The organism is Actinomadura sp. NPDC049753 (assembly GCF_040674655.1).
GTDB classification, from domain to species: domain Bacteria; phylum Actinomycetota; class Actinomycetes; order Streptosporangiales; family Streptosporangiaceae; genus Spirillospora; species Spirillospora verrucosospora.
In genome coordinates, this window is sequence record NZ_JBFARL010000143.1 from 1 (window position 1) to 21,602 (window position 21,602).

Annotated in this window: 20 protein-coding genes; 10 read left to right on the plus strand and 10 right to left on the minus strand. The window is 73.0% G+C overall.

The features are described from left to right. The coding region (locus tag AB0K37_RS29260) for a bifunctional [glutamine synthetase] adenylyltransferase/[glutamine synthetase]-adenylyl-L-tyrosine phosphorylase (protein WP_363986446.1) at positions 1-2,762 on the plus strand (2,762 nt) is incomplete at its 5' end. Here AB0K37_RS29260 and AB0K37_RS29265 read toward each other — a convergent pair. Then, entirely contained in the window at positions 2,747-3,601 is an 855-nt protein-coding gene (locus AB0K37_RS29265) for a phosphatase PAP2 family protein (protein WP_363986448.1), read from the minus strand. The two genes, AB0K37_RS29260 and AB0K37_RS29265, sit on opposite strands and share 16 nt — an antisense overlap. Before the next feature lie 240 nt (positions 3,602-3,841). On the opposite strand from AB0K37_RS29265, the gene AB0K37_RS29270 reads away from it, so the two are divergent. The 3 genes from AB0K37_RS29270 to AB0K37_RS29280 all read left to right on the plus strand — a co-directional run bounded on the left by AB0K37_RS29270 (position 3,842) and on the right by AB0K37_RS29280 (position 7,273). Further along, entirely contained in the window at positions 3,842-5,431 is a 1,590-nt protein-coding gene (locus AB0K37_RS29270; protein WP_363986449.1) for an alpha/beta hydrolase, read from the plus strand. Between the two features lie 106 nt (positions 5,432-5,537). Continuing rightward, entirely contained in the window at positions 5,538-6,938 is a 1,401-nt protein-coding gene (locus tag AB0K37_RS29275; RefSeq protein WP_363986451.1) for a glycoside hydrolase family 3 protein, read from the plus strand. Between the two features lie 128 nt (positions 6,939-7,066). Continuing rightward, positions 7,067-7,273: a hypothetical protein gene (locus tag AB0K37_RS29280; protein WP_363986453.1), complete on the plus strand. Its 207-nt coding sequence runs from the start codon at positions 7,067-7,069 to the stop codon at positions 7,271-7,273. 51 nt (positions 7,274-7,324) lie between these two features. Here the strand turns inward: AB0K37_RS29280 and AB0K37_RS29285 are convergent, their stop codons facing one another. Then, positions 7,325-7,717 (minus strand): OsmC family protein, encoded by a 393-nt coding sequence (locus AB0K37_RS29285; RefSeq protein ID WP_363986454.1) that lies wholly within the window; start codon positions 7,715-7,717, stop codon positions 7,325-7,327. 62 nt (positions 7,718-7,779) lie between these two features. Further along, positions 7,780-9,915 carry a DEAD/DEAH box helicase gene (locus tag AB0K37_RS29290; RefSeq protein ID WP_363986456.1) on the minus strand — a complete coding sequence of 712 codons (2,136 nt, stop codon included), beginning with the start codon at positions 9,913-9,915 and terminating at the stop codon, positions 7,780-7,782. Positions 9,916-10,157: 242 nt separating this feature from the next. Between AB0K37_RS29290 and AB0K37_RS29295 the strand changes: the two genes are divergently transcribed. The 4 genes from AB0K37_RS29295 (at position 10,158) to AB0K37_RS29310 (ending at position 13,365) form a co-directional block, all read left to right on the plus strand. After that, positions 10,158-10,343: a hypothetical protein gene (locus AB0K37_RS29295; RefSeq protein ID WP_363986458.1), complete on the plus strand. Its 186-nt coding sequence runs from the start codon at positions 10,158-10,160 to the stop codon at positions 10,341-10,343. A 195-nt stretch (positions 10,344-10,538) separates the two neighbouring features. Next, positions 10,539-11,732 carry a helix-turn-helix transcriptional regulator gene (locus tag AB0K37_RS29300; RefSeq protein WP_363986460.1) on the plus strand — a complete coding sequence of 398 codons (1,194 nt, stop codon included), beginning with the start codon at positions 10,539-10,541 and terminating at the stop codon, positions 11,730-11,732. 80 nt (positions 11,733-11,812) lie between these two features. Then, positions 11,813-12,493, plus strand: coding sequence for a hypothetical protein (locus AB0K37_RS29305; protein ID WP_363986461.1), 681 nt, complete (start codon positions 11,813-11,815; stop codon positions 12,491-12,493). A 509-nt stretch (positions 12,494-13,002) separates the two neighbouring features. Continuing rightward, entirely contained in the window at positions 13,003-13,365 is a 363-nt protein-coding gene (locus tag AB0K37_RS29310) for a hypothetical protein (RefSeq protein WP_363986463.1), read from the plus strand. 180 nt (positions 13,366-13,545) lie between these two features. Here the strand turns inward: AB0K37_RS29310 and glnA are convergent, their stop codons facing one another. Beyond that, positions 13,546-14,970, minus strand: a complete 1,425-nt coding sequence (gene glnA, locus AB0K37_RS29315) for a type I glutamate--ammonia ligase (protein WP_363986465.1) — start codon at positions 14,968-14,970, stop codon at positions 13,546-13,548. Between the two features lie 154 nt (positions 14,971-15,124). On the opposite strand from glnA, the gene AB0K37_RS29320 reads away from it, so the two are divergent. Beyond that, entirely contained in the window at positions 15,125-15,601 is a 477-nt protein-coding gene (locus AB0K37_RS29320) for an RDD family protein (RefSeq protein WP_363986467.1), read from the plus strand. A gap of 65 nt (positions 15,602-15,666) precedes the next feature. Here the strand turns inward: AB0K37_RS29320 and AB0K37_RS29325 are convergent, their stop codons facing one another. After that, positions 15,667-16,362: a DUF4191 domain-containing protein gene (locus tag AB0K37_RS29325; protein ID WP_363986469.1), complete on the minus strand. Its 696-nt coding sequence runs from the start codon at positions 16,360-16,362 to the stop codon at positions 15,667-15,669. Positions 16,363-16,409: 47 nt separating this feature from the next. Beyond that, a complete protein-coding gene (gene lipA / locus AB0K37_RS29330; protein ID WP_363986470.1) occupies positions 16,410-17,336 on the minus strand; it encodes a lipoyl synthase in 927 nt (308 codons plus the stop codon). 205 nt (positions 17,337-17,541) lie between these two features. Between lipA and AB0K37_RS29335 the strand changes: the two genes are divergently transcribed. Further along, the gene (locus tag AB0K37_RS29335) at positions 17,542-18,042 is read left to right on the plus strand and encodes a DUF1877 family protein (protein WP_363986472.1); all 501 of its coding nucleotides are present in this window, start codon (positions 17,542-17,544) and stop codon (positions 18,040-18,042) included. On the opposite strand, the gene lipB is transcribed toward AB0K37_RS29335, so the two are convergent. From lipB to sucB, 4 genes are all read right to left on the minus strand, one after another. Continuing rightward, a complete protein-coding gene (gene lipB, locus AB0K37_RS29340; RefSeq protein WP_363986473.1) occupies positions 18,024-18,737 on the minus strand; it encodes a lipoyl(octanoyl) transferase LipB in 714 nt (237 codons plus the stop codon). The genes AB0K37_RS29335 and lipB overlap by 19 nt on opposite strands. 37 nt (positions 18,738-18,774) lie before the next feature. After that, entirely contained in the window at positions 18,775-19,512 is a 738-nt protein-coding gene (locus tag AB0K37_RS29345; protein ID WP_363986474.1) for a peptidase E, read from the minus strand. A gap of 84 nt (positions 19,513-19,596) precedes the next feature. Continuing rightward, positions 19,597-20,484, minus strand: coding sequence for a TIGR01777 family oxidoreductase (locus AB0K37_RS29350; protein WP_363986476.1), 888 nt, complete (start codon positions 20,482-20,484; stop codon positions 19,597-19,599). A 127-nt stretch (positions 20,485-20,611) separates the two neighbouring features. Then, a partial coding sequence (gene sucB / locus AB0K37_RS29355) for a 2-oxoglutarate dehydrogenase, E2 component, dihydrolipoamide succinyltransferase (protein WP_363986478.1) occupies positions 20,612-21,602 on the minus strand: 991 nt, incomplete at its 5' end.

Genomic DNA, 21,602 nt, shown 5'->3' on the forward strand with positions numbered 1-21,602 from the left:
GGACGCGGGAGCGGCTGACCGCGGTGCTCGGGGTGAGCGCGGCGCTCGGCGACCACCTGGCGCGGCACCCGGACCACTGGCGCGTGCTGCGCGACGGCGTCGCGGGCCCGCTCGGAAGCCCCCGCGACGACCTGCTGGCCGCCGTGGGCGCCGATCCGGCGGCGCCGGAGCCGGTGGCCCTCGGCGAGGACGCGCTCGTCGCGCTCCGCGTCGCCTACCGCCGCCGCCTCCTGGCGCTGGCGGGACGCGACCTGATCGGCGCGGCGGACGTCGCCGAGGTCGCCGCCGAACTGGCCGACCTCGCCGCCGCCGCGCTGGAGGCCGGCCTCGCGATCGCCCGCGCCGAGGTCCCCGGGCACGAGGCGTGCCGGCTCGCCGTGATCGGCATGGGCAAGTGCGGGGGCCGCGAGCTCAACTACGTCAGCGACGTCGACGTGGTCTTCGTGGCGGAGGCGCGGGACGGGCAGGACGAGGACGCCGCGCTGCGCACCGCCACCCGGCTGGCGTCGGCGATGATGCGGGCCTGCTCGGCCACGACCGAGGAGGGCGCGCTGTGGGAGGTGGACGCGGCGCTGCGCCCCGAGGGGAGATCCGGGCCGCTGGTGCGGACGCTCGCCAGCCACCGCGCCTACTACGAGCGGTGGGCCAAGACGTGGGAGTTCCAGGCGCTGCTGAAGGCCCGTCCCGTCGCGGGCGACGCCGACCTCGGCGCCCGCTACCTCGACACGATCACCCCGATCGTGTGGAAGGCCGGCGAGGGCGAGGGCTTCGTCGAGGACGTCCAGGACATGCGCCGCCGCGTCGAGGCGGACCTGAACCAGCGCACCGCCGACTCCGAGCGGCAGCTCAAGCTCGGGCCGGGCGGGCTGCGCGACGTCGAGTTCGCGGTCCAGCTGCTCCAGCTCGTCCACGGCCGCGCCGACGAGACGCTCCGCAGCCCGACCACGCTGGACGCCCTGGCCGACCTCTCCCGGGGCGGCTACGTCGCGCGCGACGACGCGGCGGCGCTGGCGTCGGCGTACCGGTTCCTGCGGCGCGTGGAGCACCTCGTCCAGCTGCACCGCCTGCGCCGCACCCACCTCGTCCCGGACGACGAGGCCGGCCTGCGCCGCCTCGGCCGCGCCCTCGGCCTGCGCACCGACCCGGTGGGGGAGTTCACCGCGATGTGGCGGCGGCACGCCCGGGAGGTCCGCCGCATCCACGAGAAGCTGTTCTACCGGCCGCTGCTGCGGGCCGTCGCGCGGCTGCCCGGGGAGGAGGCCCGGCTCACCCCGGAGGCGGCCCGGGTCCGGCTGGAGGCGCTCGGGTACGCCGACCCGGCGGGCGCGCTGCGGCACATCGAGGCGCTGACCGCGGGCGTGTCGCGGCGGGCCGCGATCCAGCGGACGCTGCTGCCGGTCATGCTCGGCTGGTTCGCCGACGCGCCCGACCCCGACGCGGGCCTGCTCGGGTTCCGGCAGGTCAGCGACGCCCTCGGGACCACGCCCTGGTACCTGCGGCTGCTGCGCGACGAGGTGACCGTCGCCGAGCGGATGGCGTGGGTGCTCGGCTCCAGCCGCTACGCCACCGACCTGCTGCTGCGCGCCCCCGAGGCGGTGGCCCTGCTGGGCAGCGACACCGGCCTGGCCCCGCGCCCGCAGGAGGCGCTGCGCACGGAGGCGCTCGCCGCCGTCCGCCGCCACAAGGAGGGGGGCGGCGACCGCCCCGCCGAGGAGGCGACCGGGGTGGTGCGGGCGCTGCGGCGCCGCGAGCTGTTCCGCGTGGCCGTCGCCGACCTGCTCGGCCTCGTGGACGTCCGGGAGGTGGGGGAGGCCCTCACCGGCATCTCCGCCGTCACCGTCGAGGCCGCGCTCCAGGTCGCCGTCAACAAGATCGAGATGGAGTCGCGCGGGCCGCTGCCGACCCGGATGGCGGTCGTCGCGATGGGCCGGTTCGGCGGGCACGAGCTCGGCTACGGCAGCGACGCCGACGTGATGTTCGTCCACGACCCGCTGCCCGGCGCGGACGAGGGCGCCGCCGGGCGGGCCGCGCACGCCGTCGCCGAGGAGCTGCGCCGCCTCCTCGCGCTGCCCGCCCCCGACCCGCCGCTGGTGATCGATCCGAACCTGCGCCCCGAGGGGCGGCAGGGGCCGCTCGTGCGCACGCTCGCGTCCTACGCCGCCTACTACGCGCGCTGGTCGGAGCCCTGGGAGGCGCAGGCGCTGCTGCGCGCCGACCCGATGATCGGCGATCCGGGGCTGTGCGAGCGGTTCCGCGCGCTGATCGACCCCGTCCGCTGGCCGGAGGACGGCATCGGCGAGGACGCCGTCCGGCAGATCCGGCGGCTGAAGGCGCGGATGGAGTCCGAGCGGCTCCCGCGCGGCGTCGAGCGGCGCCTGCACACCAAGCTCGGGCCGGGCGGGCTGGCGGACGTGGAGTGGGTCGCGCAGCTGCTCCAGCTCCGGTACGCCCACGAGGTCCCGGCGCTGCGCACCACCCGGACGCTGGACGCGCTGGACGCCGCGGTCAAGGCCCGCCTCCTGGACGCCGAGGACGCCGAGACCCTGGCCGAGGCGTGGTGCATGGCCACCCGGGTCCGGGGGTCGCTCATGCTGGTGCGGGGCCGCGCGTCCGACCTGCTGCCGACCGAGCACCACCGCGAGCGCAGCTCCGTCGCCCGCGTCCTCGGCTACCCCGGGACGGGCGACCTCCTGGAGGACTACCGCCGGCACGCCCGCCGCGCCCGCGCCGTCGTGGACCGGGTGTTCTACGGAGCCGAGTGAGCCCCGGAACCGCCCGTCCGCCGGCCCGACCGCTGGTGGAACCGGTGCACGACGCGGGCCCGGGCGAGGAGGAGGGGCGCCGGGCAGCGCGTGTAGAGGATCCACGAGACCCACAGCGCGCCGCCGATGAGCGCCATGCCCGCCACCGCGTCCAGCACGTAGTGGTTGGCGGTGGACAGGATCACGATCACGGTGGTCGCGGGGTAGAGCACGCCGAGCAGCTTGGCCCACGTCTGCGACGCCAGCCTGACCAGCACCAGCCCGCACCACAGCGACCATCCGGCGTGCATGGACGGCATGGCCGCGTACTGGTTGGTCAGGCTCCCGGACGCGTCGCTGGCGTACAGGCCGAGCGAGTGCAGCGCGGTCACCGGGTCGACGAAGCCCTCGCTGTGCAGGAACCTCGGCGGCGCCAGCGGGTACAGCCAGAAGCCGATCAGCGCCACACCCGTGGCGATCATGATGGACGTGCGGAGCCACCGGTAGTGCTGCGGCCGGTAGCGGTACAGCCACACGACGATGGCGAGCGTCACGATGAAGTGCATCGTGGCGTAGAAGACGTTCGCGGTCCGCGCCAGCCACGGAACGGTCAGCAGCGTCTGGTTGAGGTGCAGCTCGACGTCCAGCCCCAGGAAGCGTTCGGCGCGCAGGATCTCGTCGGCGTGCGCGAACGCCGGCCCGGTGCCGTCCTGAACCAGGACGATCCGCGTCAGCGTATAGCCGGTGTAGAACAGGACGACCAGCAGCAGCTCGCGCCAGACGGGGGGCGCGGTGACCCGGCGCCGGACTGCGGCGCCGGCCTCGCTTCTGCGGGCCGCTGGGGGGGCGGATTGAGCCATGCTACCTATCTTTGCCGCCGGGTTCCTGAATGAGATCACCGCGACGAATGGTCTTCATCTCAGACCTGAGTAGTACGACCCTGATGCGGTATCCGGACTTTCGGGGGAGGGCCTGGGGGACAGCGGGGGTATCCCCGCGCCGCCGGCCCCCCGCGCGGAGCCCGATGAGCTGATCAGGAGTCAGCATAGAGGGCCATGGGTAGGTCCCGATCGCTTCAGGCGATGCGATCGGAGGGACGAATGGCCAGGTACCGGGGGATCACTGGCGTGGTGCCGGCGGGCGCCACGACTCTGGCCGCCTTAACGCTCCTCTCCCTCCCGGGAGGGACGGGCCTCGCGCGCTCGTCACCCGGTGGACCTCCTGCGGCGACCGCCACCGCGCCCGCGGCGACCCTCGCCTCGGCGGGGGCCGTCCCCCGGCTGTCGTGGGGGCGCTGCACCGGCCTGCCGTCCCCGCCGCCGAAGAGCAAGCCTCCCCGCGGGCTCCGCTGCGCGGCGCTCCCGGTGCCGCTCGACCACGCCCGGCCGTCCGGCGAGAAGATCGAACTCGCGCTGATCAAGGTGCCGGCGACCGACCCGAACCGGCGCATCGGCTCGCTGGTGTTCAACTTCGGCGGCCCCGGCGCGGAGGGCGTCGACACGCTCGCGCAGGCCGCGGGCCAGTACGCCGACCTGCGCGCCCGCTACGACCTGATCGGCCTCGACCCGCGCGGCGTCGGCCGCAGCAGCCCGGTGGCCTGCGTGGGCGACCGCCGCATGGACGCTCTCGCCGCCATGGACGACAGCCCCGACACCGCCGCCGAGGAGCGGGCGTACGCGGCCGGCCGCGCCGACTACGTGCGCCAGTGCGAGGCGCGGTCGGGGCGGCTGCTGCCGCACGTCGGCACCGCCGACGCCGCCCGCGACCTCGACATGGTCCGCGCCGCCGTCGGCGACGAGCGGCTGAACTACTTCGGCATCTCCTACGGCACCTGGCTCGGCGGCAGCTACGCGCACCAGTTCCCCGCCAGGGTGGGGCGGGCCGTCCTCGACGGGGCCGTCGACACCAGGCTCGGCCGCGCGGACCTGGCCCTCCAGCAGGCGGCCGCGTTCCAGCGCGCCCTCGGCGGCTTCGGCGCCGCCTGCGCGCGGCTCGGAAAGAAGGGATGCCCTCTCGGGACCGACGGCCCGTCCGTCGTGGCGGCCGTCGGCCGGTTCCTGGCCGGGCTCGACCGGCGCCCGCTCCGCACGCAGTCCGGGCGCAGGCTCACCCAGAGCCTCGGCACGACCGGCGTCGCCGCCGCACTCTACTCCCGGGACGCCTGGCCGTACCTGGCGCAGGGCCTCGTCGACGCGGTGAAGCGCCGCGACGGGTCGCTGCTGCTGATGCTCGCCGACGTCCAGAACGGGCGGCGGGGCGACGGCACCTACAGCAACCTCTCCGCCGCCAACACCGCCATCACCTGCGCCGACGGCGCCGACCGGCCCACCGCGAGCGACGTGCGGCGGTTGCTGCCGCGGTTCCGCGAGGCCTCGCCGATCTTCGGGACGTCGCTGGCGTGGAGCCTGCTGCAGTGCACGGGCTGGCCGGTGCAGGGCGACCCCGCCGCGCGAGAGGTGTCCGCCCCGTCCGCCGCGCCGATCCTCGTCGTCGGCAACACCGGCGACCCCGCCACCCCGTACGCGTGGGCGTCCGCGCTGACGGAGGCGCTCGGCGGGCGGGCCACCCTCCTCACGCTCAAGGGGGAGGGGCACGGCTCCTACGACACCGGCGACCCCTGTGTCCGCGGGGCCGTGCACGCCTACCTCCTGGACGGCACGGTCCCCGCCGCGGGCGCCACCTGCGGTTAGGGGACGGCGGGCCCGCTCGCCCGCGCCGATCTCGTCAACATCTGCCCCTTGCGCCGGCCGCCGGTTCGGACTGGTCTAGACCGCGACGCCTATCGAGGGAGGCCGGATGAACGGTGGCCGGACCATCACGTCCGTGATCACGATCGCGGCGCTCGGGCTCGCGCTCGCCCCGCCCGCCCGGGCCCGGGCGCAGGCGCCGCCGGGACGCGGCTGCGACCCCGGCGCCATCACCGCCCGGATGACCGACGCCGAGAAGATCGGCCAGCTGGTCATGGCGGTCACCGAGGACGGCCCGGACGGGATGCCGTCCGAGCGGACCCGCCGCGCCGTCCAGGACCTGAAGATCGGCTCGGTCATCACCTCCGAGCCGCGCACGCCGGGCCTCGCCGCCCGCTACGCCGACCGGCTCCAGCGCTGGGCGCGGGACACCCCGTCCCACCTGCCGCTGCTCGTCTCCGGCGACTTCGAGTTCGGGACGACCCACAACGTCCGCGAGGGCACCACGCCGCTGCCGAACGCCATGGGGCTCGGCGCCGCCCGCGACCCGGCGCAGGCCCGCGACGCGGCGGCCGTCACGGCCGCCGAGGCCCGCGCGATGGGCTTCCACTGGAACTACGCGCCCGTCGCCGACGTCAACACCAACCCCGCCAACCCGATCATCGGCGTCCGGTCCTTCGGGGAGCGCGCCGACCTGGTCGGCGGGCTCGTCGAGACGCAGGTCCGCGCCTACCGGCGGGCCGGGATGATCGCGACGCCCAAGCACTTCCCGGGCCACGGGGACACCGAGACCGACAGCCACCTCGGCCTGCCGTCGGTGACCTACGACCGCGCGACGCTCGACCGCGTCCACCTGCCCCCGTTCCGCCGGGCCATCGCGGCCGGCGCCGACGCGGTCATGACGGCGCACGTGGTGGTGAAGGCCGTCGACCCCGACCTGCCCGCGACGCTGTCGGAGAAGGTGCTGACCGGCCTGCTGCGGCGGGACATGGGGTTCGGCGGCGTCATCGTCACCGACGCCATGGACATGGACGCGATCGACAGGAACTGGGGCACCCGCGAGGCCACCGTGATGGCGGTCCGGGCGGGCGCCGACGTCATCATGTCGACCGGCGACTACACGGCCCACGCGCAGGCCGTGGACGCCCTGGGCGACGCCCTGCGCGACGGGACGCTGAGCCGGGCGCGGGTCGACGCGTCCGTCCGTCGCGTCCTCGGCCTGAAGTGCCGGTACCGCGTGTTCGACCACCGCTACGCCAGCCCCGCGGCCGCCGAGCGGATCTCCGGCAACCCCGCCTTCCTGCGGCGGGCCCTGGCGATGGGCGTGGCCGCCACGACGCTGGTGCGGAACGACGACGGAGTGCTCCCGTTCGATCCCGGCTCGAAGGCGCGGACACTGGTCGCGGGCGTGGTGCAGACCGGGGAGTTCGCGGACGAGGTGGCCGCCGTCGCCCGCGGCCCCGTGACGAGCTGGCAGGCCGCGACCCCGACCCCACCGACGCCGAGATAGCCGAGGCCGTCCGCCGCGCCCGCGCCGCCGGCCGGGTCCTCGTCGCCACCTACTCCTCCGGGACGCTGCCGGAAGGGCAGGCCCGGCTCGTCAGGGCGCTGCAGGCCACGGGCCGGCCCGTCGCGGCGGTGGCGACCGGCCTGCCGTACGACATCGCCTCCTACCCGTCCGTCCGCGCCTACCTGGCGACCTACGGGACGACCGCGCGGACCCGGCGCGTCGACATGACGATGCACAGGGCCGCGGCCCGCGTCGTCTTCGGCGCGCAGCCGGGCGGGCGCCTGCCCGTCACGATCAAGGGCCTGTACCCCTACGGGCACGGCCTGCGCTACTGACGGCGACCCGGGCGCGCCCGGTCCTCGACCGCGCCGGGCGCGCCCGTCCCCTCACACGACCTGCTCGACCTTCATCGGCTCCCGCAGCGCGTTGCCGACGGTGCAGTACTTCTCGTGGACGCGCGCGGCCACGGCCTTCAGGACGTCCTCCGCCTCGTCGTCCCCTTCGGGCAGCTCGACGTCATAGGTGACCGTGATCGTTCCGAGCGTGCTCGTCGCGACCTTGTCGGCCTGGACGGTCGCGGCGAGCCGCGCCATCCGGTGCCCCCGCTTGGCCGTCAGCGGCTCGACGGTGACCAGCTCGCAGCCGCCGAGCGCCGCCAGCAGCAGCTCGACCGGCGTGAAGGCGCCCTCGGTGTCCCCGTCGCCGATCGCGACCGCCGCGCCCCGGCCGTTGACGGCCCGGAAGCCGTCCTCGGTGCGCTCCACCCTGACCTCCGCCATGAACATCCCCTTCGATCGCCTGGTCTCGCACGCCTGAACGCGGGCGCCCCCGGCGTTCTTCCCTACGTGCCGAGCCTCTCCTGCTCCTGCGCCACGATCTGCCTGGCGAGATCGCGCTCGGAGATGTCGACCGCGTCGGGCGTCCGCTCCGCCAGGTCGCTGCGCCGCGCGTACTCGTCGAAGAGCATGGTCTTGACGTGCAGGATCTCCAGCATCCGCTCGTCCACGCTGCGGGGCGTCAGCAGCCGGTGCACCTGGACGGTCCGCACCTGCCCCATCCGGTGCGCCCGCGCGATCGCCTGCGTCTCCATGGTCGGCTTCACCTGCGGCTCGCAGAGGATCACCACCGACGCCGCCTGGAGGTTCAGCCCGACCCCGCCGGCCTGGATCTGCGCGAGCAGCACGGCGTGCCCCGGCTCGGCGGTGAACGCGTCCACGATCTCCTGCCGCCGCGCCGGCGGCGTCTCGCCCGAGATCGGCCCGCGGCTCCGCGGCCCGAGCGCCTCCCCGACGGCGGCCAGCACGTCCCGGAAGTAGGAGAACACCACGACCTTCAGGTCGTTCTCGGCGGCCTCGTCCACCAGCTCCTTCAGCCGGTCGAGCTTCGCCGACCGCTTCGGCACGGCATAGGCCGCCCGGCGCATCGCCATGAAGTTCCCCGCCGCGACGGCCTTGCGGTAGGCGGCGGCGTCCGCCCGGCTGAACTCCTCCAGCTCGTCGACGTGCACGACCTCGGGCAGCTCGACGAGCACGTCCCGCTGGTTGCGCCGCAGGTACACCGGCGCGACGGCCGACCGGAACGCCCGCGCCCCCATCGCCGCGTCGTGCGGGCGGACCCGCTCGGCCACGTCGGGCCGCAGGTGGGCCACGAGGCTGCGGAACTCCTCGACCCGGTTCTCCATCGGCGTCCCGGTGAGGAACAGCACGTTCTCCGTTCTGCGGCACCACTGCGCCACGGCGCGGGCGCGGCGCGTCTCGTGGTTCTTGGCGTAGTGGGCCTCGTCCACCACGAACATGCCGATCTCCACGTCCTCCGGGACGTTCAAGGAGTGCAGCGTGGCGAGCGTCGTCACGGCAATGCCGCCGTCGCCGGCCCACTTGCGCAGCGCCCCCGCGCGCCCGGACCCGTGCAGCGGGTGCGCGGCGATCGCGCTGCGGGTCTCGATCTCCCGGACCCAGTTGATCAGCACGCTCGCCGGGCACGCCACCAGGAAGTGCGTCGCGCCCCGCGCCCGCAGATGCGCCATCGCCGCGATCGCCTGGACCGTCTTCCCGAGCCCCATCTCGTCGCCCAGGATCACCCGCTTCTGGACGAGCGCGAACCGCGCCCCGAACGCCTGGTACCCGCGCAGCGACACCCGGCGGAACTCGTCGTCGAGCGGCTGCGCCTTGACCCGCGCCGCGAGGTCGCCCGGCAGGAACCCCTCGGCGGCCTCCCGCTCCGGGTCCGCCGCCGCGAGCTCGGCCAGGAGGGTCTGGTAGTCGGCCGCCCGCAGCTCGAAGTCGATCCACGCCTCGTCCGGCGACACGTGCGGGCGCAGCAGGTCCACCGACGCCTGGGACATCAGCAGCCGGGCTTCGCGCGCCTCCGAGGCGGCGAGGGCATCCGCCAGCTCGCCGACCGCCTCCCGCGCCCGCTCGCGCCGCGCCGGCGGCGTGAGAAGTCTGCGCCACCACGACCCGGCCGGCCGCGCGTCCTGCACCAGCGGCCCGATGCGCTCGTCCACCTCCTCGGCGACCGCGCGCGCCCGCGGCAGCTCCGGCCCCGCGTTCACCAGCCGGTGCAGCGCGACGACCGCGGGGGTCATCGCCTCGTCGCGCCGGTCGACGTCGATCCGCACCGTCGTCGACGCCTCCGCCGCCTCCGCCAGGCTCCCGGCCGCCGCGTGGAGCTGCTGCGCCGTCTGGGGCCCGATCCCGGGCAGGAGCTGGAGCTTGTACGGGGTCGAGTCCAGCACGTCCACGACGCTGGTGAACCCGGCCTCCTCCAGGGGCCCGAGCCGGAGCCGCCCGTCGGTGACGTCCTTCAGCCGGGCCAGCGGAATCGACGTCAACTGCTCGCGCGCCGCCTCGGCCCGCAGCGGCGCCAGCGCCGCGTGCACCTCGGCCAGCGCCCGCCGATGGTCGGCGACCAGGTCGCGCGCGGCCTCCAGCAGCGAGTACCCGCCCCTCAGGACGTCCTTGGCCTCGTACGCCATCCCGACCCCCAACCCGCGCGCTCGGCCCACATGATGCCAGCCGCGCACCGGTGCGCCGACCGCCCCGGCGCAAGCCGATCTCTCACGACCCCCCACCGTAGGCCGCCCCACCGACACCCCCGGCCCGGTCACCCGGAAAGCCGGTTGCGGGCCACCCGCCTCGCCGGACGGTCTCCGGCGACCCGGCTCAGCCGGGCTGTCATTGCAGTTTCGGTCTACGTAACCGAAGGAGCTCAACACAGATGAGTGACACCACTTCCGGGCAGACGCCCGAGGAGCAGCCGGCTAAGACCCACAACCGGTCGACCATGGCCGGCGAGCAGGCCTACCAGCGCGAGCAGGTCGAGAAGCTCGACGCGGCCGTCGCGAGCGGTGAGGTGGATCCGAAGGACCTGCCCCAGGCGCCGCCGCCGCTGTCCTGGACCTGATCGGCTGATCGCCTGATCGGCTGATCGCCTCAGCTACGAGAGGCGGCCCCCGGGCCGCCTCTCGTTTTCGCTTCCGCCCGCGACAGCCGATGGGCCCGCAGCAGAGAGACGGCGGTCCTGCGGTGCCCATGACATGCGAGGGCCCTGCGCCTAGCCTTGGGAGTCACGAGGCTTCCGGGAGAAGGGCAGGGCCCAATGTCCGACGAAACCCTCGAAACTGTCGGAACGCGCCTGGCCAGGGCACGCAAGAAACGTGGTCTCACACAGACCGGGCTGGCGCAGCTGTCGGTCTACAGCCGCGGCCACATCGCCCAAGTGGAGACCGGGAAGAAGGTCGCGACACCGGCTTTCGTGTCTGCGGCCGCTGCCGCTCTGGGCGTCGACCCCTCCGAGCTCTACGGGCAGCCCTACCGTGTCCAGGGACACGATGACGCCGTCCATTCCGTCATTCCGGAGCTTCGCCGCATGCTCGTCCACGTGGACGTCGGTCCCGAACTCGGCGGCTCGCCCCGCGCCCTAGACGTGCTCGCCGCCGAGGTGGCGTCCATGCGGCGGCTCTTTACCGAAGCGAAGCTGACCCGGATCGGGAAGCGGCTTCCGGCCGTCATCGAGGAACTCGCCTACTGGGCGCATGACACCGACGACCGCCGGGCCTGGGTGCTGCTAAGCCACGCTTTGCGCGACGGGGTGAGTCTGACCCGGCGTCTCGGCTACGGCGGTGACGCGCTGGCCCTTCTCGCACCCGCATACATCACGGCGACCCGGGCGCAGGACCCGCACATGCCCTCGCTCATCACGCTCGCGCAGGCTCTAGTGCTGATGGCTCAAGACCAGTACCGGCCCGCTCTGACGCTGCTCGACCGGGCCGCGGCGAGTGTCCAGCCGGACCGGCCGGACGCGGACGAGGTCGCGGGGGCGATCGAGTTGCGGTCCGCGATAGTCGCGGCACGCGCCGCTCGCGGTGGGAACGGGGCGCAGGCATGGGAGTACTACGGGCGGGCGGCCGAGCGTGCCAGGCGCGGCGGGTGCGGTGCGCCCGTCCACGGGCTGGAGTTCACGGCGGCCAACGTGGCGATTCACGGGGCCGCGGTCGCCGTGGAACTCGGCGACATGGACGAGGCGGCCCGCCGGGACCAGCGCATCGGCGACGAGACTCTCGCGGGGCTGCCACCGGAACGTCGCGCGCATCATGAGATCGACATGTCTCGGGTGATGACCGAGATCGGCGACCTCGCCAGGGCCGAGAAGCGCCTCGCTTTCGCGGACCGCATCGCCCCACAGATGATCACCTTTCACCCGACCGCGCGGTCCGTGGTGTCCCACCTGGTCGACGCGCGCCGGACTCTGCCGGAGCCGTTGCGTCGCATCCACGCGCGCATGGCCACATAAACCGACGGGCTCGGTGCCGCAACCCGGCTCCGGTTCCAATGTGGAACATTGGGAGTCCAGCGTGACTCCTGGTGTGACGCATGAATCACTCAGGATCACTGCCTCCAGCGGACTTCGAGGGGCGGCTTGCCGCGTTGCGCGCGGAGTTCCCCGGCTGGACGATCGAATGTGCCGACACCTCGCCCCTCTATCGCGCCGTCCGGTCGAGCGGTCTAGGGGAGCGTCTTGGTGCGGGTTCGTACTCGGGTCTGCGGCGGCTGCTGTACAAGGCCGACGCGGCCGACTGCGAGCGCGCCTTACTGGCACTGAGCAAGGAGCTTGAGGCGCGCGGTGCTCTGGCCATCCGGCACAGCGTCAGCATCGTCACCAGGACCCGGACCGGGATCGCCCGGACGGTCGGCGCGTCCCACGGGCGCTTCATCTGGGATTCGGGCCTCGACCTCGGTCCGCTCGACGCCGTGGACGCGGTCGCCTTGAAGATTACGCGCCTCCTCGGCCTGGAGCTCCATCCGCAGCTCTCCGCACTCGCCCGGCGCATGGGCGTGCGCGGCTACAAGGTCGACATCGGCGCCCCGGGGGTCACCGTGACGGCCGCGGACGGTGGCACCCCTCGCGCCGTGCGGGTCACGTGCGAGGCGCGGCCCACCGACGACGACAGCGACTGGTTCTGGACGCACTGGGGCGACCCCATCGCCCAAGCCGACGACATCACCGGCGCGGAAGTCGCCCTCGCCGGGCTGCTGAGTTGCCGAGGCGCGTGACTGCTTGCGTTCGTGAAGGCGCACCGGCTGTTCGGCGCCGACGCCGAGCTCCGTGTGGTGGCCAGCCGTGTGGAGGAGGCGCCCGGAGGTTCGGACGCGATCCAGGACCCCTTCCTCGGGGAGTTCGACATCGCGGTGTTCCCCCGGGCCGCTGCGGGGGACGCGCAGGTGCGTGCTCACCCTCGTGGTCGCGATCACGGGGAACGGCATCGAGGAGATGGAACGCAGGGCGCGGCACGAAGGCCGTCAGTTCTTCGGTCCCGACGCCGAGCTCCGCGTCACGTTCAGGGACGTGTGCACGACGCCCGAACGCCTGGACACCAAGGACCGCTTCTTCTCCATGTTCGTGGAGGTCGAGGCGGTCCTGAGCGGCTCTCCTCAGTTCGACGAGCGACCTTGCACGACGTTCCGGGCGGGGGCGGTCTCCGGCAACAGCATGCGGCAGATGGAGCGCAGGGTGCTCCACCGGGCGCGCCAGTTCTTCGGTCCTGACGCCGAGTACCGCGTGGGTGTTCAAGGACGGTGTGGACGGCGTGGAGAGCACGCCGTCCTACATCGAGACCGAGGACCGCTTCTACGCCCGTTCGGTGGACGTCGAGGTGATCCTGAGCAGTTCCGCGCAGGACGACGAGCCTGCCGGAGAGCACGTGCTGACCCTCCACGACACGATCAGGGGGAACAGCAGGAAGCAGCTGGAGCGCGAGGCGCTTCGCGAGGCGCGCCGGCGCCTCGGTGGCGGTCTCGGTCGCGGCGCCGTGCTCCAGGTCAGGTTCAGGGACGGGTTCTTCGGGGCCACGTCCGACAGTCAGGCCTCCACGGGCCGGTACTTCGCCGTGATCGTGGACGTCTACGCATCCGGGGGCGCCGCGTAAGCGGTGTCCCGCACAAGGGTGGCCCTTTCCGGATCTCCGGGAAGGGCCCCTTCTTCGTGTGCCCGACCGTCCCGGGCACGTCGCCTGAGCGCCGGTAAGGCCCGTCGGCCGCGCACTCCGCTGGGGGAAGGGCACGGCCGACGGTACAGAAGAGCGGAGTCGCTCTGACCTGGGGCGATCTCAGATGTCGTAGTAGAGCTCGAACTCGTGGGGGTGGGGGCGGAGGCGGATGGGGTCGATCTCGAACTCGTTCTTCATCGTGACGTAGGTCTCGATGAGGTCCGGGGTGAAGACGCCGCCCTCCAGCAGGTAGTCGTGGTCGGTCTCCAGGGCGGCGAGGACCTCGGGGAGGCTGCCGGGGACCTGCGGGATGGCGCGGGCCTCCTCGGGCGGCAGCTCGTAGAGGTCCTTGTCGACCGGCTCCGGGGGCTCGATCTTGTTCTTGATGCCGTCCAGGCCGGCCATCAGCATGGCGGAGAAGGCCAGGTAGGGGTTGCAGGCCGGGTCCGGCACGCGGAACTCGATGCGCTTGGCCTTCGGGTTCGAGCCGGTGATCGGGACGCGGATGCAGGCCGAGCGGTTGCGCTGGGAGTAGACCAGGTTGACTGGGGCCTCGTAGCCGGGGACGAGACGGTGGTAGCTGTTCACCGTGGGGTTGCTGAACGCCAGCAGGGACGGTGCGTGCCTGAGCAGGCCGCCGATGTAGTAGCGGGCGTTGTCGGACAGGCCCGCGTAGCCGACCTCGTCGTAGAAGAGGGGCGAGCCGTCCTTCCAGAGGGACTGGTGGCAGTGCATGCCCGACCCGTTGTCACCGAAGATCGGCTTCGGCATGAACGTGACGGTCTTGCCCGCGGCGCGCGCGACGTTCTTCACGATGTACTTGTAGAGCATCAGGTTGTCGGCCGTCTTCAGCAGCGTGTCGAAGCGGAAGTCGATCTCGGCCTGGCCGGCGGTGCCGACCTCGTGGTGCTGCATCTCGACGTGGATGCCCGACTCGATGAGCTGGGCCACCATCTCCGAGCGCAGGTCGGTGTAGTGGTCCATCGGCGGGACGGGGAAGTAGCCGCCCTTGTAGGGGGGCTTGGCGCCGAGGTTGCCGCCGGGCTCCTCGCGGCCGGTGTTCCAGGCGCCCTCGATCGAGTCGAGGTAGTAATAGCCGGCGTTCTGCTTGGTCTCGAAGCGGACGTCGTCGAAGATGTAGAACTCGGCCTCGGGACCGAAGTAGCAGGTGTCGGCGATGCCGGTGCCGCGCAGGTAGTCCTGGGCCTTGCGCGCGATGTTGCGCGGGTCGCGGCTGTAGGGCTCGCCCGTCAGCGGGTCGTGCACGAAGAAGTTCAGGATCAGCGTCTTGTGCTGCCGGAACGGGTCCACGACGGCGGTGCTCGGGTCCGGCAGCAGGAGCATGTCGGACTCGTGGATCTCCTGGAAGCCGCGGACCGACGATCCGTCGAACATCAGCCCGTCGGTGAAGACGTTCTCGCCGAAGCTCTCGACGGGGAAGGTGAAGTGCTGCATCTTGCCCGGCAGGTCCACGAACCGGCAGTCGACGAATCGAACACCTTCGTTCCTGATGTAGCTCAGGACCTCTTCGGCGCTGCTGAACATCCAGCCTCCTCAGGGCGGTTCTCGGCTTCCAACACGTTAGGGCGGCGCCGTTTCCCGGCCATGTCTCATATGTTTCTGCTGTGTTACGGGTCACTTCGGGCCTCCCCTCCGGAGCCGCGTCCGAACCTTCGGAAGGACGGGATAGCGTAGGGGCATGAGCGGTGGTAAGGCGGCCGGGCCGCGGTGGACGCAGACGTGGCTCGGCGGGGCGCGCTCGGCCGGGGTCGACCTCGGCGAGCCCGGGAAGCGGATCGGCCTGCCCGAGAGCGGCAGCGGCTCCGTCGCGCCCTACGGCCGTCGGCTCCTCGCCCTGTTCGTCGACTGGGGCCTGTCGATGCTGGTCGCGAGCCTGCTCGCGCGCTCGTTCGGGTGGGAGCCCGCCGAGCGCAGCACCTGGACCCTCCTCGTCTTCGGCCTGCAGGCGTGGGTGCTCACCGCGTTCCTCGGCACGACGATCGGCAAGCGGTTGTGCGGCATCCGGGTGGTCCGGCTCGACGGGCGCCCCGTCGGCCTCGGCTGGGCCCTCGCCAGGACGCTGCTGCTGCTCCTGGTCATTCCCGCGCTGATCTGGGACCGCGACTACCGCGGCATGCACGACCGGGCGAGCAACACGGTCGTCGTCTCCACCTAGCCCGGCGGGAAAGACCCGGCCGGAAACGAGAAAGCGCCCCCGAAGGGGCGCTTCTTCGTTGGGCGTCAGCGCAGTTTGGGCTTCGGGCCCTTCGGCATCTTCGCGCCCCTGGGCATCGGGCCCTTCGGCATCTGCATCGAACGGGGGAGCGCCTGGAGCCGGTCGTTCAGCTCGGCGACCTGCCCCTTGGTGAGGTTGCGGGGCAGCTTCATCAGGTGCCGCTGGAGCTTGTCGACCGGGATCTGGCCCTCGTCGTCGCCGACCTGCACGTCGTAGATCGGCACCTGCTGGGCCGCGCGGGAGATGCGCTTCTTCTCCGCGCCGAGGAGCGGTCCGACGCGGCTGCGCGGGCCCTCGGAGACGAGCACCACGCCGGCGCGCCCCACCGCGCGGTGCACCATGTCGAGGTTGCGGTTGCCGCTGACCGCCTCGGTCACCGACCAGTTGCCCCGCATGTTCTTCAGGATCGCGGCGGCGGCGCCGGGCTGCCCGGCGATCACCTTGTACTGCGCGCGCTGCGCCAGCTGCCCGAAGACGATCATGCCGGTGGCGAACGCGGCGAGGATGCCCAGCGGGATGAAGAACCAGAGCTGGCCGATGAGCAGCCCGATGAGGATGACGACGACCAGCGCCCCGATCGCGGAGGCGAACACGATCGGCAGGGCCTTCGGGTCGGCCTGGCGGAGCACCTGGGCGACCATGCGGATCTGCTTGAGGCGCCCTGGACTCTCCTGGGCCCCGTCCGTGGGCTTTTTCGACATGCGTCCCAGGATAGTCCGGTCGGGCGGCCGTCCCGACAGCCCGGTCGTCAGCCGCGCGCGGAGACGGCCTGCTTGTAGAGGCGGCCGGCGCGGTAGCTGGAGCGCACCAGCGGCCCGGACATCACGCCCGCGAAGCCGATCTCCTCGGCCTCGGCCGACAGCTCGACGAACTCCTCGGGCTTGACCCAGCGCTCCACCGGGTGGTGGCGGGGGCTCGGCCGCAGGTACTGGGTGATCGTGATGAGCTCGCAGCCGGCCTCGTGCAGGTCGCGCAGCGCCTGCGAGACCTCCTCGCGGGTCTCGCCCATGCCGAGGATCAGGTTCGACTTGGTGACCAGGCCGTCCTCGCGCGCCCGGGTGATGACCTCCAGGGAGCGCTCGTAGCGGAACCCGGGACGGATCCGCTTGAAGATCCGCGGAACGGTCTCCACGTTGTGCGCGAGCACCTCGGGCCGGGACGAGAACACCTCGGCGAGCTGCTCGGGGACGGCGTTGAAGTCGGGGATCAGCAGCTCGACGCCGCAGCCGGGGACCGCGGCGTGGATCCGCCGGACGGTCTCGGCGTACAGCCAGGCGCCGCCGTCCTCGAGGTCGTCGCGGGCGACGCCGGTGACGGTCGCGTACTTCAGCCCCATCGTGGCGACGGACTCGGCGACGCGGCGCGGTTCGTCCCGGTCCAGCGCGGCGGGCTTTCCGGTGTCGATCTGGCAGAAGTCGCAGCGCCGGGTGCACTGGTCGCCGCCGATGAGGAACGTGGCCTCGCGGTCCTCCCAGCATTCGAAGATGTTGGGACAGCCGGCCTCCTGGCACACCGTGTGCAGGCCCTCGGACTTCACCAGGCCGGTGAGCTCGCGGTACTGCGGGCCCATCTTCATCCGGGTTTTGATCCACTCGGGCTTGCGCTCGATGGGGGTCTGGCTGTTGCGCGCCTCGACGCGCAGGAGCTTGCGTCCCTCAGGTGTCACCGTCGTCACGGGTCCCAGAGTACGTCGCGATCAGCGGTACCGGCACACCGGCGGCCCGCCGGAGGGAGCAGCATCGAAGCCGTATCGGACCGATCTCGAACGTATGACGGTACTCCGCCGGTGCAGCCGATTCGCGTGTTTCGGCCATCTCCGTCAATGGATCTCTCTAGGGTGACTCCCTGTCGTCACGCAACAGCTCAGCAGGAGGACCACCGTGGGTCTGGCAATGTCGTACCTCAGGGTGCCGCCCGTGCTGGAGGGAGAGCCCGACCCCGGCCGGATCGCGCGCCACGTCTTCGGCGACGCGAACTGGCGGCGGCGCGGCTCGGCCGCTCTGTTCGAGCTCGGCTGGGCGTGGCAGGCGATGCACTACCTCGTCACCGGCGACCCGTGGGAGGGCCGCCAGCCCGAGGCCGACGTCGTGTGCGGCGGCCGGCTGCTCACCGAGGACGGCGCCGACGAGCTCGGCATGGACGTGATCTACCTCGCCCCCGAGCGGGTCAAGCCCGCCGCCGACCACCTGGCCGCGACGCCGTTCGCCGCGATCGCGGGCCGCTTCGACCCGCCCGCGATGGTCCGGGCGGGCGTCCAGGACGCCGGGCGGCTGGACGACGCGGCCCGCGAGCGGGTCTTCCAGCCCGCCTACGAGGGGCTGGGCGAGTTCTTCCGGCTCGCCGCGACCGAGGGCCAGGCCGTCTACAAGGTGATGGCCTGACCGAGGATCCCGAGCTGCGCCGTGGTGCGGTGGAACGTCTCCGCCGCGCCCAGCGCCCCGGCCAGGTGCCGTTCGACCAGCGGGACGACCTCGGCGACCGTCACCTGCCGGCCCAGCTCGCGGCTGAGGTTGGTCGACCCGACGTCGCGGATCCCGCAGGCGACGATCTTGTCGAACCAGCCCATGTCGTTGTCGCAGTTCAGCATGAAGCCGTGCATCGCGACGCCGCGCGCCACCCGGATCCCGATCGAGCCGATCTTGCGGTCGGGGGTCCCGCGGACCCACAGCCCGCTGCGCCCCTCCACCGTCGCCGTCTCCAGCCCAAGGTCGGCGCAGACGTCCATCATCATCCGCTCCAGCAGCCGCACGTAGCCGACGACGTCCTTCGGGTCGGGCAGCCGGACGATCGGGTAGCCGGTGAGCTGCCCCGGGCCGTGCCAGGTGATCTTCCCGCCGCGGTCGACGTCGACGACCGGGGCGCCGGGGTCGCCGAACGGCCGGTCGAGCGCCTCCGTCCGCTTGCCCGCCGTGTAGACGGGCCGGTGCTCCAGCAGCAGGACGGTGTCGGGGATCGCGTCGTCCACCCGCAGGGCGTGGGTGCGCTTCTGCAGCTCCCACCCGTCCTCGTAGGGGACGGCCGCCTCGCCGAACCCCGCGTGCACCACCACCAGCTCGCGTACGTCCACATCGCTCACATGGGCCAGCTTATGCCGTGATCGCCCGGACCGCTCCTCAGAAGGCGGCGAGCAGCCGGGGCTCCAGCCGGTACTCCTTGGCCGTGCCCGGCCCGTCAGGCTCGATCCTGTAGGCGCCCGCCTCCCGGCGGTAGGAGACGGCCTGCACGAACTCGGTGCCGACGTAGTGCAGGCCGACCGCCTCGTCGGCCGCGTACCCGCCCGGCAGGGTCCCCTCGCCGACGAGCTGCTGGAGCAGCGGCCGCCGCTGCGGGTCGCTGTCGTAGTGGACGCCGCACGAGTACGGCAGGAAGCCGAGGCCGTCGGTGAGGGGCCGCAGCTGCGGCCCGAAGGAGTCGGTGTTGCCGCCGGCGTGCCAGCACAGCGCGCCCGCGCTCTGACCGGACAGCACGACGCCCTCCTGCCACGCCTCGCGCATGATCTCGTCGAGGCCGTGCAGCCGCCACAGCGCCAGCAGGTTCGCGACGCTGCCGCCCGACACGTACAGCAGGTCCTGGCCGAGCAGGTGCGCCCGGACGTCCGCGACGTTCGGCATCGGGAACAGCGAGAGATGGCTGACCTCGGCGTCCATCGAGGAGAACGCGGCGTAGAAGCGCGCGATGTACTCGGCGCCGTCGCCGACGGCCGTCGTCAGGAAGCACACCCGGGGGCGGTCCTGGCCGGTCAGGTCGAACGCGTAGCGCAGCAGCGGGCTCGGGGCCAGGCCCTCCCGGCCGTCCGGCACGAAGGTGCCCCCGCCGATCGCGAGGATGTGCGGCTGTCCGTCGGTGCTCATGCATCCCCCTCGTAGGCCGTCCGTCTCATTGTCACCGTATGACTACCGAACGGGATCGGGTGGGGGTTTGACGATTCTTGGGACTCACAGGACGGCGGCGACCGCCGCGTCGACGTCCTCGTGCGCGAACCGGAACCCGGCGTCCAGCAGCCGGCGCGGCAGGACCCGCTGGCTGACCAGCGGCCCCTCGTCGGCGAAGCCGCCGAGGGCGGCGCGCAGCGCGAACTTCGGGACCGGCAGCCGCGCCGGCCGGTGCAGGGCGCGGCCGACCGCCTTGGTGTAGGCGTCGTTGGTCACCGGGTTCGGGGCGGTGAGGTTGACCGGCCCGGCGATTTTGGTGTCGATGAGGAACCGCAGCGCCGCGACCTCGTCGGGGAGGGAGATCCAGCTCGTCCACTGCCGGCCGTCGCCGAGGTCGCCGCCGAGGCCGAACCTGAACAGCGGGAGGGTGCGCCCGAGGACGCCGCCCTCGCGGGCCAGCACGACGCCCGTCCGCGGGTGCACGACCCGGACCCCGGCCTCGCGCGCGGGCGCGGCCGCGGCCTCCCAGTCGCGGACGAGGCCGGCGAGGAAGCCCTCTCCGGCGGGGGAGTCCTCGTCGGCCTCTCGGTCGCCGGTGTCGCCGTAGTAGCCGATCGCCGACCCGCAGACGAGCACGCGGGGCCGGGGCGAGGCCGCCGCGATCGCCTCGGCGAGCGTGCGGGTGCCGACCAGGCGGCTGTCGCGGATCTTCTGCTTGTACGCCTTCGTCCACGGCCGGTCGCCGACCCCGGCGCCCGCCAGGTGCACGACGGCGTCGGCGCCCTCCAGCGACTCCTTGTCGACGCAGCCGTCGGCCGGCGACCAGCGCGCCTCGTCGGGGCGGGACGGCTCCCGGCGCACCAGCCGGACGACGTCGTGGCCGTCCTCGCGGAGCGACTGCACCAGCGCCGAGCCGATGAGGCCCGACGAGCCCGTGACGGTGACCCTCATCCCCCCAGCGTAGAGGGACGGCGCCGCCGGACGCCGACACTCTCGGGCGGGTCCCGCGTTTCCCCGGACGCGCCGGACCCCGCCGGCCCTGCGGGCGCGGCGGGGTCCTGGGGACGTGCGGGAGGGGTCAGAGGCCGAGGTCGGCCTCGAAGTTGCCCTCCTCCAGGCGGTGCTTGACCGTGGCGAGGAAGCGGGCCGCGTCCGCGCCGTCGATCAGGCGGTGGTCGTAGGTCAGCGCCAGGTACACCATCGACCGGACCGCGATGACCTCGCCCAGTTCCGGGTCGTCGATGACGGCCGGGCGCTTGACGACGGCGCCGGTGCCGAGCATGGCGACCTGCGGCTGGTTGAGGATCGGCGTGTCGAACAGGGCGCCGCGGCTGCCGGTGTTGGTCAGCGTGAACGTGCCGCCGGCCAGCTCGTCCGGGCTCACCTTGTTGGTGCGGGTGCGCTCGGCGATGTCGGCGATCCGCTGCGCGAGGCCGCCCAGGTTGAGCTGGCCCGCGTTGTGCACGACCGGGACCATCAGGCCGCGCTCGGGCACGTCGACGGCGATGGAGAGGTTCTCCACCTCGTGGTAGGTGACCTCGTTGGTCTCGCCGTTGATGACCGCGTTCAGCTTCGGGTGGGCCTTGAGGGCCTCGACCGTCGCCAGCGCGAAGAACGGCATGAACGACAGCTTGACGCCCTCGCGGGCCTGGAAGTCGGCCTTGGCCTGCTCCCGCAGCCGCGCGATCTTGGTGATGTCCACCTCGACCACGGTGGTGAGCTGCGCGGACACCTGCAGCGACTCGACCATGCGGCGGGCGATCGTCTGCCGCATCCGCGACATCTTCTCGGTCCGGCCGCGCAGCGCCATCTGCTCGGCGGGGGCGCCGGCGGGCGCCGGGGCGGCGTGCCGTCCGGCGGGCGCCTGGGCCGGGGCGGGCGCGGGCGCGGCGGGGGCGGCGGGCGCGGCCTGCTGCTGGGCGGCCTGCTGCGCGGCGCGGGCCGCCTCCAGGACGTCCTGCTTGCGGATGCGGCCGACGAACTCCCGCCCGTTCGCGGTGTTGCGGCCCGCGTACTCGAACTCCGTGATGATCACCTCGGGGTCGGCGGTGTCGTGCACGACGTCGTTG

Coding starts and splice junctions, on each gene's coding strand:
- AB0K37_RS29350 (WP_363986476.1), bottom strand. CDS start 20,484: ATGAGGGTCACCGTCACGGGCTCGTCGGGCCTCATCGGCTCGGCGCTG.
- AB0K37_RS29320 (WP_363986467.1), top strand. CDS start 15,125: ATGAGCGGTGGTAAGGCGGCCGGGCCGCGGTGGACGCAGACGTGGCTC.
- AB0K37_RS29290 (WP_363986456.1), bottom strand. CDS start 9,915: ATGGCGTACGAGGCCAAGGACGTCCTGAGGGGCGGGTACTCGCTGCTG.
- AB0K37_RS29275 (WP_363986451.1), top strand. CDS start 5,538: ATGAACGGTGGCCGGACCATCACGTCCGTGATCACGATCGCGGCGCTC.
- AB0K37_RS29325 (WP_363986469.1), bottom strand. CDS start 16,362: ATGTCGAAAAAGCCCACGGACGGGGCCCAGGAGAGTCCAGGGCGCCTC.
- AB0K37_RS29345 (WP_363986474.1), bottom strand. CDS start 19,512: ATGAGCACCGACGGACAGCCGCACATCCTCGCGATCGGCGGGGGCACC.
- AB0K37_RS29285 (WP_363986454.1), bottom strand. CDS start 7,717: ATGGCGGAGGTCAGGGTGGAGCGCACCGAGGACGGCTTCCGGGCCGTC.
- AB0K37_RS29300 (WP_363986460.1), top strand. CDS start 10,539: ATGTCCGACGAAACCCTCGAAACTGTCGGAACGCGCCTGGCCAGGGCA.
- AB0K37_RS29265 (WP_363986448.1), bottom strand. CDS start 3,601: ATGGCTCAATCCGCCCCCCCAGCGGCCCGCAGAAGCGAGGCCGGCGCC.
- AB0K37_RS29295 (WP_363986458.1), top strand. CDS start 10,158: ATGAGTGACACCACTTCCGGGCAGACGCCCGAGGAGCAGCCGGCTAAG.
- AB0K37_RS29270 (WP_363986449.1), top strand. CDS start 3,842: ATGGCCAGGTACCGGGGGATCACTGGCGTGGTGCCGGCGGGCGCCACG.
- glnA (WP_363986465.1), bottom strand. CDS start 14,970: ATGTTCAGCAGCGCCGAAGAGGTCCTGAGCTACATCAGGAACGAAGGT.
- AB0K37_RS29305 (WP_363986461.1), top strand. CDS start 11,813: ATGAATCACTCAGGATCACTGCCTCCAGCGGACTTCGAGGGGCGGCTT.